Source organism: Mycobacterium sp. (genome assembly GCF_049585075.1).
GTDB lineage: Bacteria > Actinomycetota > Actinomycetes > Mycobacteriales > Mycobacteriaceae > Mycobacterium.
The window spans coordinates 1-12,493 of the sequence record NZ_JBAUZA010000115.1 but is presented as its reverse complement, the minus strand read 5'-3'; the positions used below and the strand labels follow the sequence as shown (position 1 = coordinate 12,493).

At 64.9% G+C, this 12,493-nt stretch carries 12 protein-coding genes and 2 tRNA genes; 4 read left to right on the top strand and 10 right to left on the bottom strand.

Going from position 1 to position 12,493, the window contains the following annotated elements; translation table 11 throughout:
* On the bottom strand, positions 1–1,489 hold a 1,489-nt coding region (locus tag WB785_RS05290), incomplete at its 3' end, for a helicase HerA-like domain-containing protein (RefSeq protein ID WP_424077663.1).
* Positions 1,490–1,609: 120 nt separating this feature from the next.
* On the opposite strand from WB785_RS05290, the gene orn reads away from it, so the two are divergent.
* On the top strand, positions 1,610–2,257 hold the full coding sequence (orn, locus tag WB785_RS05285; protein WP_424077662.1) for an oligoribonuclease: 648 nt from the start codon (positions 1,610–1,612) through the stop codon (positions 2,255–2,257).
* A gap of 48 nt (positions 2,258–2,305) precedes the next feature.
* A tRNA-His gene (locus tag WB785_RS05280) sits at positions 2,306–2,378 on the top strand.
* An 80-nt stretch (positions 2,379–2,458) separates the two neighbouring features.
* Here WB785_RS05280 and WB785_RS05275 read toward each other — a convergent pair.
* Both WB785_RS05275 and WB785_RS05270 read right to left on the bottom strand, forming a co-directional pair.
* Entirely contained in the window at positions 2,459–2,689 is a 231-nt protein-coding gene (locus tag WB785_RS05275; protein WP_424077661.1) for a hypothetical protein, read from the bottom strand.
* A gap of 87 nt (positions 2,690–2,776) precedes the next feature.
* Positions 2,777–3,934 carry a L,D-transpeptidase gene (locus tag WB785_RS05270; protein WP_424077664.1) on the bottom strand — a complete coding sequence of 386 codons (1,158 nt, stop codon included), beginning with the start codon at positions 3,932–3,934 and terminating at the stop codon, positions 2,777–2,779.
* A 221-nt stretch (positions 3,935–4,155) separates the two neighbouring features.
* Here WB785_RS05270 and WB785_RS05265 point away from each other — a divergent pair.
* Positions 4,156–4,231, top strand: a tRNA-Lys gene (locus tag WB785_RS05265).
* A 42-nt stretch (positions 4,232–4,273) separates the two neighbouring features.
* Here the strand turns inward: WB785_RS05265 and WB785_RS05260 are convergent.
* The 3 genes from WB785_RS05260 to WB785_RS05250 form a co-directional block, all read right to left on the bottom strand.
* Positions 4,274–4,996, bottom strand: coding sequence for a TetR/AcrR family transcriptional regulator (locus WB785_RS05260; protein ID WP_424077659.1), 723 nt, complete (start codon positions 4,994–4,996; stop codon positions 4,274–4,276).
* Positions 4,997–5,008: 12 nt separating this feature from the next.
* Positions 5,009–5,446 carry a hypothetical protein gene (locus WB785_RS05255; protein WP_424077657.1) on the bottom strand — a complete coding sequence of 146 codons (438 nt, stop codon included), beginning with the start codon at positions 5,444–5,446 and terminating at the stop codon, positions 5,009–5,011.
* 105 nt (positions 5,447–5,551) lie between these two features.
* A complete protein-coding gene (locus tag WB785_RS05250; RefSeq protein WP_424077655.1) occupies positions 5,552–5,779 on the bottom strand; it encodes a DUF3618 domain-containing protein in 228 nt (75 codons plus the stop codon).
* A gap of 120 nt (positions 5,780–5,899) precedes the next feature.
* On the opposite strand from WB785_RS05250, the gene bcp reads away from it, so the two are divergent.
* Positions 5,900–6,382 carry a thioredoxin-dependent thiol peroxidase gene (bcp, locus tag WB785_RS05245; RefSeq protein WP_424077654.1) on the top strand — a complete coding sequence of 161 codons (483 nt, stop codon included), beginning with the start codon at positions 5,900–5,902 and terminating at the stop codon, positions 6,380–6,382.
* Between the two features lie 75 nt (positions 6,383–6,457).
* Here the strand turns inward: bcp and WB785_RS05240 are convergent, their stop codons facing one another.
* The 4 genes from WB785_RS05240 to WB785_RS05225 all read right to left on the bottom strand — a co-directional run.
* Complete coding sequence (locus WB785_RS05240) at positions 6,458–7,354, bottom strand: adenylate/guanylate cyclase domain-containing protein (protein ID WP_424077653.1); 897 nt, start codon at positions 7,352–7,354, stop codon at positions 6,458–6,460.
* Positions 7,355–7,413: 59 nt separating this feature from the next.
* Complete coding sequence (locus WB785_RS05235) at positions 7,414–8,739, bottom strand: dipeptidase (RefSeq protein ID WP_424077651.1); 1,326 nt, start codon at positions 8,737–8,739, stop codon at positions 7,414–7,416.
* Positions 8,740–8,749: 10 nt separating this feature from the next.
* Positions 8,750–9,142, bottom strand: coding sequence for a holo-ACP synthase (locus tag WB785_RS05230; protein ID WP_424077650.1), 393 nt, complete (start codon positions 9,140–9,142; stop codon positions 8,750–8,752).
* 22 nt (positions 9,143–9,164) lie between these two features.
* On the bottom strand, positions 9,165–12,493 hold a 3,329-nt coding region (locus WB785_RS05225; RefSeq protein WP_424077648.1), incomplete at its 5' end, for a beta-ketoacyl synthase N-terminal-like domain-containing protein.

Genomic DNA, 12,493 nt, shown 5'->3' with positions numbered 1-12,493 from the left:
AGCCGCGGCTATTCACGAAGCGCTTGAACCAGCCTGGCTTCTTCGCAGGCGCGGGAGCCGACTTGGATCCCGCCTCGGCGGGCGGACCGGCCTGGGCAGCTTGCGCTTTTTCGGCTTCGATCTTCTCGTAGGCGGATTCCGAGTCTTTGGTCGTGCCGTATTTGTCATGCAACGAGCTGCGTTTGGCCGCGTCGTCGATCTCGTCGTCGCCAATGGCGGCCATCAGCGAGCGTGGTGAGCGCAGCTTGGTCCACGCGACCGGCGTCGTGGCGCCGCGCTCGGACAACACGGTGACGACCGCTTCGCCGATGCCCAGCGAGGTCAACGCCGAAGCCAGATCGTAGACATCGGTTTTCGGATAGGTGCGTACGGTTTTGGTCAACGCCTTCTGGTCGTCGGGTGTGAAGGCGCGCAGCGCGTGCTGGATCCGCGCTCCCAACTGCGACAGCACCTCGTTGGGTACATCGGTGGGCAACTGGGTGCAGAAGAAAACGCCAACGCCGCGGGAGCGGATCAGCTTGACGGTCTGCTCGACCTGTTCCAGAAACGCCTTCGACGCATCGGTGAACAACAGATGTGCCTCGTCGAAGAAGAACACCAGCTTGGGTTTGTCGACGTCGCCGACCTCCTTGAGGCCCGTGAAGAGGTTCGATAGCACCCACATCAAGAAGGTAGAGAACAGCACTGGGCGGGCGGCCTGGTCGCCGAGTTCTAGCAGCGAAATCATCCCCCGGCCTTTGTCGTCGAGCCGCAACAGATCGTTGGGATCGAGTTCCGGCTCACCGAAAAACGTGTCAGCGCCTTCGGCTTCGAGGTTGACCAGGGCACGCAGGATGACGCCCGCCGTTTGCGCGGAGACGCCGCCCAAATCCTTTAGATCGGCCTTGCCCTGGTCGCTGGTCAGGTGGCTGATCACCGCCCGCAAGTCCGCCAGGTTGTACAGCTCGTAGTTTTTCTGGCCCGCCCAGTGGAAGATCAGGCCGAGCGTCGACTCTTGGGTACTGTTGAGCCCCAACACTTTTGACAGCAAAATGGGCCCGAAGCTGGCGATGGTGGCCCGCACCGGCACACCGATACCCTTGGTGCCCAGCGACAAGAACTCCACGGAGAATGCGCGCGGCTCCAAGTTATCGCCGGTTTCCTTGGCGCGTGCAGTGATCTTGTCACCGCTCTCGCCGGGCTTCGACAGGCCGGACAAGTCGCCCTTGACGTCGGCCATCAGCACCGGCACGCCCGCCGCCGAGAGCTGCTCGGCGATCACCTGAAGCGTCTTGGTTTTCCCGGTGCCGGTCGCACCGGCCACCAAACCGTGGCGGTTGATGGTGGCAAGCGGGATGCGGATTTGCGCGGCGGGGTCGGTCGTGCCGTCGACGACGACCGTGCCCAGCTCCAGGGCCTGGCCCGCGACGGCGTAGCCGGCCGCGATCTGCTTCGCTGGAGCCGCTGGAGTCCCTGCCGATGCGCTGCGCGGTGTCGACTCGGAGCTCATCGTGACGCCTGCCTCTCCCGTAGTGGGTTCGTGGTACCGCCAACGCACGACCTTACTTGCTGGGGTGCCGTCGCGGGGTGGCTGCGGGCCTGGCAGCCAACTTTGCCTAGGGTGAACGCTGTGCGGGACGAACTGGTGTGGATCGACTGTGAAATGACCGGGCTGGATCTGCACTCAGACAAGTTGATCGAAATCGCCGTCCTGGTCACCGACGCAGAGCTGAACGTCCTCGGCGACGGGGTTGACGTGGTGATCCACGCTGACGACGCGGCGTTGTCATCGATGATCGACGTCGTTACTGAAATGCACACTCACTCCGGCCTCATCGAGGAGGTGCGGGCGTCCACCGTGGATGTAGCCATTGCGGAGACGATGGTGCTCGACTACATCCGCGAACATGTCAAACAAGCCAAAACGGCACCGCTGGCTGGCAACTCGATCGCCACCGACCGTGGATTCATCGCCCGTGACATGCCGGCCCTCGACTCGTATCTGCACTACCGGATGATCGATGTGAGCTCGATCAAAGAACTGTGTCGCCGCTGGTATCCGCGCATCTACTACGGCCAGCCGGCTAAGGGACTCGCGCACCGCGCGCTGGCCGACATTCACGAATCCATCCGCGAATTGCAGTACTACCGGCGCACCGCGTTCGTGCCCCCGCCAGGGCCTGCCACCAGCGACATTGCCGCGGTAGCCGTCGAGCTGGGGGGCGAACCGCCCGCGCCGGAGGTAATTGATTCGGCTGCCGAACACCCGAACGGCTAGTATCGACGTCGCTGCCTAATCCGCTTATGGATCTAGCTGGCAGCGATGGTGGCTGTAGTTCAGCTGGTAGAGCACCAGGTTGTGATCCTGGGTGTCGCGGGTTCGAGTCCCGTCAGCCACCCCGAATAAGCCAGAGGGCATTTCAAGCCCTCTCGCTTTCGCCATTGCGGGGCGGGGCGGTTCGCGCGGCCATCCCGGTGCTCAGAGAAAGCGCCGGGGCGGTTCGGGCACTTCGGGCTTGACCCCCGGGAGCCGCGGCCTTTTGAAGAAGCACGCGGCCGTAAAGGGTTTGTCCGCGTCAATCACGAAGTTGACCATCTCCCATGCTTGTTCGCCTAGCGCGTTCGCTTTGCGCATCATTTCATTCAGGGCATCGTCGCCCGTCGAAAAGAACCATTTGTACTCCCACAGCGGCCAATCAGCCTCGGTCATCTCGCCACCCTAAGGCAGCCGCGGGGAAGCCGCGGCGCTTGATCGGCGGATCGCTTCCTGCCTCACGCCTCGGGGCCCGAACCGGCGTCATTCCTTGGCGTTGCCCGCGTGCCACTGATCCCACGGAATGTTCCAGTCGCCAAGACCTTCGGTTCCCGATAGTGGCGGTCCCAGGGTGTTGAGCACTTCCACAATGTCGCCGCGCTTGGTGTGCTCGAAAAACCATTGCGCGTTGCTGGGACTGACATTCAGACAGCCGTGGCTGGTGTTCGTGTGGCCTTGAGCGCCGACCGACCACGGCGCCGAATGCACAAACACACCGCTGTAGGACATCTGGGTGGCGTAATCAACTTCGGTGCGATAGCCGTTGGGTGAGTTCACCGGTACGCCGTAGGTCGACGAGTCCATGATCATGTGCGCGAACCGCTCCCCGAGGATGTAAGTGCCGCTGGCGGTCGGAGTGCTGTCCTTGCCCATCGAGGTCGGCATGGTCTTGACCACCTCACCGTTGACCCGCACCGTCACCATCTTGGTGTCGTCATCGGCGGTGGCGATGACCTCGTCACCGATGGTGAAGTGGGTGTGCAGGTTGTCCTCGCCGAAAACCCCGTCGCCCAGGTCGACGCCGTAGGTGTTGGCCGCGACGTTCACGGTGGTGCCTGGCTTCCAGAAATGCTCAGGGCGCCAACGCACTTCACGGTTGTTCAGCCAGTAGAACGCCCCCTCGACCGGCGGATCTGTGGTCACCACGATGGCCTTCTCGGCCGCAGCGCGGTTCGCGATGTTCTCGTCGAACCGGATCGCCAGCGGCTCGCCGACGCCGACCACCTCGCCGTCGTGCGGCATGGCATATGGCATCGCCAGGTTCTGCGGTGACTGAGTCTGAAACGCAATCTGGCGGGTGGCCACGCCGCCCAACCCACGCGCTTTGGCGGTCAGCGTGTAGCTCCTGTTGTAGCCCAGCGGCTCGGTGGTGGACCAGCGCACACCGTCGGGGCTGAGCTGCCCGCCCAGCGAGCGCCCGTTCTCGTTGACAATCTCGACGGAGGCCAGCACGCCGTCCTCGGCGGTCACCGTTACCGGGCTGTCCACCGCGACGCCCACGGCGCCATCAGTCACCGATGCGCTGACCTTGGGGACGAGCAGGTCACCGAAGGGCGTGGCCTTGTCCATGATGGCTTTCGGCGGCGGGGCTCCACGGCCGCCGGCGCAGGCTCCCGCGCCGAAAACGGCAAGCGGGACCATCAGCGCGGCCAGCCATTGGCGGCACCAGCGCTGACGTGTCACCACGCGACGACCTGCCACGTACGTTGATCCCCCTTGCGACCCGCAACCCTCTGTTACTGGCGAGTATTCTAGGGGGTGGACGACTGTTAACTGTGACCAGCGGTCAATCTTGGGCTTGGCGATTTCGCCCGCCGACGCGATGGCTGTTATTGTCGCAAACGCAGTCCAGCAGGATCCACGCGCCGTTAGCTCAGTTGGTAGAGCAGCTGACTCTTAATCAGCGGGTCCGGGGTTCGAAACCCTGACGGCGCACCAACCAATCCCAGTTCCGGAGACGCACCGGCTCCGTGGGGCCGCTTAGCAATTGGCCGAACCGGACCGTCGCGGCTTCACATGCGCAACCATCGCCTCCACTTGCTTGCGGTCGAGCACTGTCGTCGTCCCGTCGGGTAGGCCAAGGACCCGATCCACCGCGATGCCATGGAGCTTGAGGCGCCGCACGGAATCATCGATCGCCTTGCGTCGCGATCTCGCATCGGGCGAATTGAGCACTTTGACGAGGTTCGTCTGCATGCTGGCGGCGAATCCCTGAATCATGTCACCGACTCCTTCGGGATCGAAGGTGTCGAAGACCCCCTCGCGTACTCCCTCGGTGATGACTTCAGTGAGAACGGGCCGGAACAGGTCCTCCCAGATGGTGACGATTCTTTGGAACAGCGGCTGGTTTTCAGGCTTCAGCATTGATGTCATTGCGCCGATCTGTTCGGGAGCACCCATGGCCATCTTGACCCGGTAACTCGCTGCCAATCCGGCATTGAGCCGTTCGAGCGCGTTCTTGCCGGGCTGGGCGAAGACGGGACGCAAGGCCTCGAAAGCTTGCATGGCACTGCGCTGAGCAAGCGCGGCTACCAGTGCCTCTTTAGACGGAAAGTAGTGGTAGAAGGCGCCTTTCGACGTACCTGCGACCGCGAGCAGATCGTTGAGGCTGACGTTCTCGTAACCCCGTTCGAGGAACAACGCCAGTGCCCGGTCGAGCACCTCGGCCTGCCGGACATCCTTGGGTTTGACGACACGTGTCATGGCAGACGTCGTTCAGTCGGACTTTTTCACCCAGCCCACATACGCCAGATATAGACCGCACAGTGCGATCAGGCCGAAACCAATTCGCACGGCGACCAAAGCAGGACCCGATGTTTCGGTGGCAGATTTGGCTGCGTCGACGACCGGCTTCGGCATAGCGAGCAACGCGACACCTCGCAGCAGTAAGAACCAGCCGAACAGCGAGATGATCACGGCGGCGGCGCTGCGCCAATATTGGTGGAACGCGACCACCAACAGACCAGAGAAGAACAGCACCGCGCCTACCGCCCACGGCCACATCGGATCTTTCGAAAAGCTTGCCAACTGGTTCCCGATGCTTCCGGCTCGGATCGCGACAATGGCGGGGACCACCGCGATAAACGGTCCGAGCACGCGGGCGAATGAGCGAGTGCGCTGCGGTTGATCGATCGCCGTGACGGGTGCGCGCATGGTAGGGCTCCTTGACGCGTGGCGGCGGAGGGCCGTCCATCCACCTCTATAGACCACTGGTCTATAGATTAGACCACCGGTCTATCGAGGACAACGGGCGGCAGATTACCGGTTGCGGAACCTGCGGATCGCCAGCGCAACGGTCAACGCGGCGATCCCAGCCAACGAAACCGCTACTGCAGGCTTCTTCACGAACCCGATCACCCGGGCTTTGGCGTCGTCGGCCAGTCGGCGGGGGTTGGCCCGCACCGCCAGTGAGTCCACGGTCGACGCGAGCTGGTCGCGAGCCTGGTCGATCTCCTGCTTGATGGTGTCAGGATCCCGCTCCGCCACTCTCGTCCTCCCTGTCGTCGGCGCACCGAGGCCGGGCTCGGTCTAGGTTGGTGCCTGCCGACCTACCCTAGATCAGCCGGCGCCGATCCCAATGTGCCGGTGAACAGAAAGGCACCTTCCTTGACCGACACCGCACGCCTCGCGCCGGGCGACAAAGCGCCCGCCTTCACCCTGCCTGACGCCGATGGGAAGAAGGTGTCGCTGGCCGACTACAAGGGCCGCCGGGTCATCGTCTACTTCTACCCGGCGGCATCAACCCCCGGCTGCACCAAACAGGCCTGCGCCTTTCGCGACAGCCTGGCCGAGCTCAACGGCGCCGGCCTCGACGTCGTCGGCATCTCCCCCGACACGCCGGAAAAGCTGGCCAAATTTCGTGACGCTGAAGGCCTGACGTTTCCGCTGCTGTCCGATCCCGACCGCAAGGTGCTGACGGCCTGGGGCGCCTACGGCGAAAAGCAAATGTACGGCAGGACCGTGCAGGGGGTGATCCGTTCCACTTTTGTGGTCGACGAGAAGGGCAAGATCGCCGTCGCGCAGTACAACGTCAAGGCCGCACATACGACATCAAAGATCAAGCAAATTCTCGGCCAAGTCGGGAACTAGCAAGGACACGCACCTGCCGCACCCCGACCCACAACCGGGGATCGAATTCGCTTATGCACCAAATGAACTCAGAGATCACGCCCTGGTCCGCCGCGCCTCCGGAAATTTGGGCTTCTCGTCTTCGAAGCATGCGAAGAGCTCCCATTCGCCCGGCAGGCCCTTGAGACTGTGCGTACCGCGGGGCTGAAACACAAAACCAGCGTTGCCCGCTAGTGCTCGCGTCGTCGTCGACACCAGAATCTCGTCGGCTGCCGCCGCGCTGAGGATCCGCGCCGCTTCATGTACGGCGACGCCGCGCACGTCACTCCCGACTACTTCCACTTCTCCGACATGGACGGACGCCCGGATCTGCAGACCCTCTCGTGCAGCCGCCCGGGCCACCGCTGCCGCGCAGCGCACGGCGGCGGCTGGCCCATCGAAGGTCGCAAGTAGGCCGTCTCCGGTCGTGTTGACCTCGTGGCCATGGTGGCGTTCCAACGCGACCCGCGTCGCCTCGTAGTGTGCGGAGAGCACATCTCGCCAGGCGACGTCTCCGAGTCGTTTTGCCATCACCGTAGAGTCAACGAGATCGGTGAACAGCAGTGTGACCAGCGCCCGGTTGCGTATGCCGAAATGACGGAATCCCGCGAAGGCCCGCAACCCGGACCACTCGATCTGGACGCATGGCTCATCCCCGACGGTGTATCCGTCATGACCGGGCGGGATCTCAAATACGTCGTCCGGTCCAAACTGAAGCGTGGTGCCGTCGCGCATCACGATTTCGAATCGGCCGGACAACACGATGCCCACGTGGCGAGCCTCGCACCACTCTCCGCCAACATGTGGACGCACGTCGCTGGACCATCGCCAGCCTGGCTGCGTCACGATCCGTCCTATGGTCAGATCACCGACGTCGACCTGCTGGACCTTGATCCCTGGGAACTCGAGTGTCTCGTCCGGGCTCATCAGGCTCTTAGCTCGGACCTCGCCCATGCAGGCATTTTGATGCATGGCCGCGCAGACGGTCAATCACCACGCTCAAGGCGACCGGTCTAGGCCAAATTCGCCAGCAGCAGCGCCTCGGCAGTCGCGGCGCGTTCCAGCACACCGAGGTGCAGGCTCTCGTTGACGCTGTGCGCTTGCGTCGCTGGGTCCTCCACGCCGGTTACCAGGATGGCCGCCCGCGGGAACGCGGCCGCGAACTCGGCGATGAACGGGATCGACCCGCCCATCCCCATCTCGACAGGCTCTGTTCCCCAGGCTTGCCGGAACGCCGCGCGCGCGGCGTCATAGACAGGGCCGCTGGCGTCGATGGCGTAGGGCTGGCCGATGTCGCCGGGCGTCACCGTCACGTGTGCACCCCAAGGGGCGTGCTGTTCGAGATGACCGCGCAACGCGTCCAGGTGCGCAGCTGCGTCACCGCCCGGAGCTACACGCATGCTGACCTTGGCGCGAGCACGCGGAATCAGCGTGTTCGATGATGCGGCAATGGATGTGGTGTCGATGCCGATCACGGTGATCGCCGACTTGGCCCACAGTCGCTGCGGTACCGACCCGGAACCGATTTCGGATACGCCGTCCAGCAAGCCCGACTCCGCACGCACTCGCTCGGCAGGGTAATCCACTGCGGCGGCGGTGCTTTCGTGCAGGCCGGCCACTGCGACGTTGCCGTCGTCGTCGTGCAGGCTGGCCAACAGGCGAACCAGTACAGATAGCGCATCAGGAACCACGCCACCCCACAGGCCGGAGTGCAGGCCGTGGTCGAGGGTGGCGACCTCGACCACGCAGTCGGCCAGCCCGCGCAGCGACACCGTCAGCGCAGGGACATCGGTGCTCCAGTTGTCCGAATCAGCGATGACAATCACGTCGGCAGCCAACGTGTCACGATGCGCAGCCAGCAGACGGCCCAGCGAGGGAGAACCGGACTCCTCCTCACCCTCGACGAACACCGTCACCCCCACCGGAGGTTGGCCGCCGTGCGCCCGGAAAGCCGCCAAATGCGTTGCAATACCGGCTTTGTCGTCGGCGCTGCCGCGTCCGTAAAGTCGCCCGTCGCGTTCGGTCGGCTCGAACGGCGGTGACGTCCACTGTGCGGGATCGCCTTCGGGTTGCACGTCATGGTGGGCGTACAGCAGCACCGTCGGCGCTCCGGGCGGCGCCGAATGCCGGGCGATGACGGCGGGTGCACCGCCCTCGCTGACGATCTGTACATCGTCAAAACCAGCCTGCGACAACAGGTCCGCCGTGGCTTGGGCGCTGCGGTCCACCTGGTCACGACGAGCCGGATCGGCCCCGACCGATTCGATGCGTATGAGTGCCTCCAGATCACGGCGCACCGACGGCAGTACCTCGCGGACGCGTTCGACGAGATCGCTCATGATCTCGAGGCTATTCGGTTTCCAGGATGGCAACCGCGGCGGCGGTATCCCCTTCGTGGGTCAGCGACACATGGATCGTCACGTCTGCCAAATGCTTGGCGATGGCGCCGGTCAGCCGGACCCGTGGTCGTCCCCACATGTCGGTCACCACCTCGATGTCGCGGTGGATGTCTTCGCGAAGCACGGGCCGCTGGGAGAACCGCGACCCGGACCAAGCCTTGATCACCGCTTCCTTGGCCGCCCAGCGCGCTGCCAGGTGCCGTGCCGCCGACGAGCTCTTATCGGAGGCGTCGCGCCGTTCACCCGGGGTGAACGTTTCGGCGAAGACGGTTCCGGGTTGGTCGACCTGCTCGGCGAACTCAGTGATGGAGACAAGGTCGATCCCCACTCCGACAATGCTCATGGGTTGCGAACCTATCGGACGGTCACCGACGGTAAACGTCCCCGTCGCCCAACCGCGCTTCCGCATCGAGCAACATCGCCGCTTCCTGCCGTTTCTCTGACACCTCGTGGTCAAAACGACGGTCCGCGGGCCGCTCGTACATCGGACGACCGCCGGCTATCGCCGAGGCCAGCCTGCGCTGCCCGGCCAGCAGCCGGGCATCGGCCCGTCGCTGGTAGTCGGCACGCTGCTCGGTGTCCAGTGCGGCCAGGAAGGCCTGCGGGTGCACCAGTGCGACCAAGCCGGACACATGGCCGAACCCGAGGCTGGTCACCAGCCCGGCCTTCAGCGGGATCTTGCCGTCCAACCGCAACGTGTCGCGTATCCAGACGAAGTGTGCAGAGCCGGCGAGTTCTTCGTCGACGCAATCCAGGCTGCGGTTCGGCGGGATCACCCCGTCGCGCAAGATCTGGCACAGCCCCATCATCTGGAAGACCGCCGCGCCGCCCTTGGCGTGGCCGGTGAGGCTCTTCTGCGACACGATGAAAAGCGGTGCACCGGGCGAGCGGCCGAGCGAATCGGCCAGCCGCTCATGCAGTTCGGTCTCGTTGGGGTCGTTGGCCAACGTCGAGGTGTCGTGTTTGGAGATCACCGCGACGTCGTCGGCCTCGACACCCAACTTGGCCAGCGAGCGGGCCAACGGAGAACCTTTCCCGCCACGGCCGGCGCCAAGCGCACCGAGGCCCGGAGCCGGGATCGAGGTGTGCACACCGTCGCCGAACGACTGCGCGTAGGCCACCACAGCCAACACCGGCAATCCCATCTTGACTGCGAGGTCCCCGCGGGCCAGCAAGATGGTGCCGCCGCCCTGGGCTTCGAGGAAGCCCAACCGGCGCCGGTCGTTGGGCCGGGAGAACTTCGAGTCCGCGATGCCCCTGTCGCGCATCATTTTGGTGTCGGCGGTCGCGGCCATATCACCGAAACCGATGATCGCTTCCAGCGTCAGGTCGTCGAATCCGCCTGTGACCACCAACTCGGCCTTGCCGAGGCGGATCTTGTCGACGCCCTCCTCGACTGAGACCGCTGCAGTCGCGCATGCACCGACCGGGTGGATCATCGCGCCGTAGCTTCCTACGTAGCTCTGAATGACGTGTGCGGCAACGACGTTGGGCAGAACTTCCTGCAGGATGTCGTTGGGCTTGCTACGACCCAGCAGGTTGCCGTGGTACATCGTCTGCATCGACGTCATCCCGCCCATGCCGGTGCCCTGGGTGCTGGCCACCAGTCCCGGGTGCACCCAGCGCATCAGCTCGGTCGGGGTGAAACCCGATGACAGGAATGCGTCGACCGTCGCGACAATGTTCCACAGCGCCACCCGGTCGATTGAGGTGGCCATGTCCTGACTGATGCCGAACACGGTCGGGTCGAACCCGGTTGGGATCTGCGCGCCGACGGTCCGCGACAGCTTCGTCTTGCGTGGAACGCGAATCTCGGTGCCCGCCTTGCGGGTAACCTGCCAGTCGGAGGAATCGGGCACCGGCCGGATCACGGTGTGCTCGGGGTCGAACTGCGCGAACCCGCGCGCGTCGGCCTCCGAGGAGACGACGAACGTGAAGTCCTTGTCCAGGAACACGCTCACCAGAACCGGCGAGGCGTGATCGGGGTCGATCGCGCCGTCGTCGACGAACTCACGGATCCCGACACGCTCCACCACGGCGTCGTGGTAGCGCTCGACCAGCTCGGCCTCGTCGACCAGATCCCCGGATTCGATGTCATACCAACCGGGTTGGGGGTCGTCTTCCCATTTGATCAGCCCGGTGGTCCAGGCCAACTCGAGCACACCGGCGGCCGACAGTTCGTTGTCGACCTCCATCTCGAAGCGAGTGCGCGATGAACCGTACGGGCCGAGTTCGGCGCCGCCGACGATGACCACCAAATCGGAGGGATCGACATCGAGGTCGTCAAATTCCGGCGGCGGGGCCGAGGTGTAGCCACGCGGCGGCGACGGCAGCGCGGCGATCGTGCCGTCCACGTCGGCGTCCTCGTCGCCGGCCCGGTCTTCGGCGGCGGTCGCCGCCTGATCCTCGCGTGCCTTGGCGGCCAGTTCAGCCATGTCCAGCTCGACGTCGCCGAGGCCGCCGGTCAGGTCCACCTTCATCGGCGCGTAGGCGGCGGCCGCCTTGGACTCGACGTCGCAGAGGGCGAGCAGCATGCCGGCCATTTCATCAGTGGAATACGTTGTGACACCGGCCTCTTCGACGGCTGCGACGATCGCGTCGTTGTGACCCATTAGCCCAGTGCCGCGGGTCCAGCCGATCAGCGCGTGTGCAAGGCTGACGCGCTGCGCCCACGACGACTCGGCCTGCCATCGGGTCACCACGGCGTCCAGCGCCGACTTGGCTTCACCGTAGGCGCCGTCGCCGCCGAACATCCCACGGTTGGGCGAACCGGGCAACACCACGTGTAGCCGCGAGGCGATGTCGCGCTCGGCGCCGATTCTGGACAAGCCGCCGATTAGCCGCTGCACCGCCCACAGCAACACCTTCATTTCCATCTCCGAGCGCGAACCGGCCTCGGTCAGGTCGCCTGCAACACGGGGTGCCGCGAACGGGAACAGCAGTGTCGGGGTCTGGGCGTCTTTGATGTGAATGGATTGCGGGCCAAGGCTTTCGGTCTGCTCCGTACCGACCCATTCGGCCAGCGCGTCGATGTCGGAGTAGGACGCCATGTTGGCCGCCACCACCCACAGGGCCGCGCCGTAGCGGGCGTGATCGCGGTACAACGCCCGGTAGAAGCCCAGCCGTTCTTCGTCGAGCTTGGATGTCGTCGCGATGACGGTGGCACCGCCGTCGAGCAGCCGTGCGACCACCGACGCCGCGATCGAGCCTTTGGACGCTCCGGTCACTACCGCGACTTCGTCGCTGTAGCGGCCGTTGTCCGGGTTCTCCGCGCCCGCAGCGATCCGGCCGTACAGCGAGGCGTGGATCTGGCGCCCGGCCGCAAGTGCCTTGCCCTGCCACCAGGTCGCCTGCGTCGCCACGACGTGGCCGGCGCCCTCAAACCGCTCGGACAGCCGGGCCCAGTCGGCGTTGGCCTCGTCGTCGTCGATCAGCCACAGCTTGACCAGGTCTTCGCGGGCACTGGCCCAACGGTCGTCGAACACCACGGCCTTCTTGCCGTCAAAGACCGGTGCCACTAGACGTGGCCAGTCCGCGCCCAATTCGGAGGTGACCAGGTCGATCAGGTCGGCGTCGGTCGCAGCCGGGGGCACCGTGACCGGGTCGTCCAACCCCAGCTGGCCGAGCACCAGGCGGGCTGCCGATGCGAGCACACCGTCGCGGCCGGTGATCTGCTCGGTGAACTCGCCCAGCG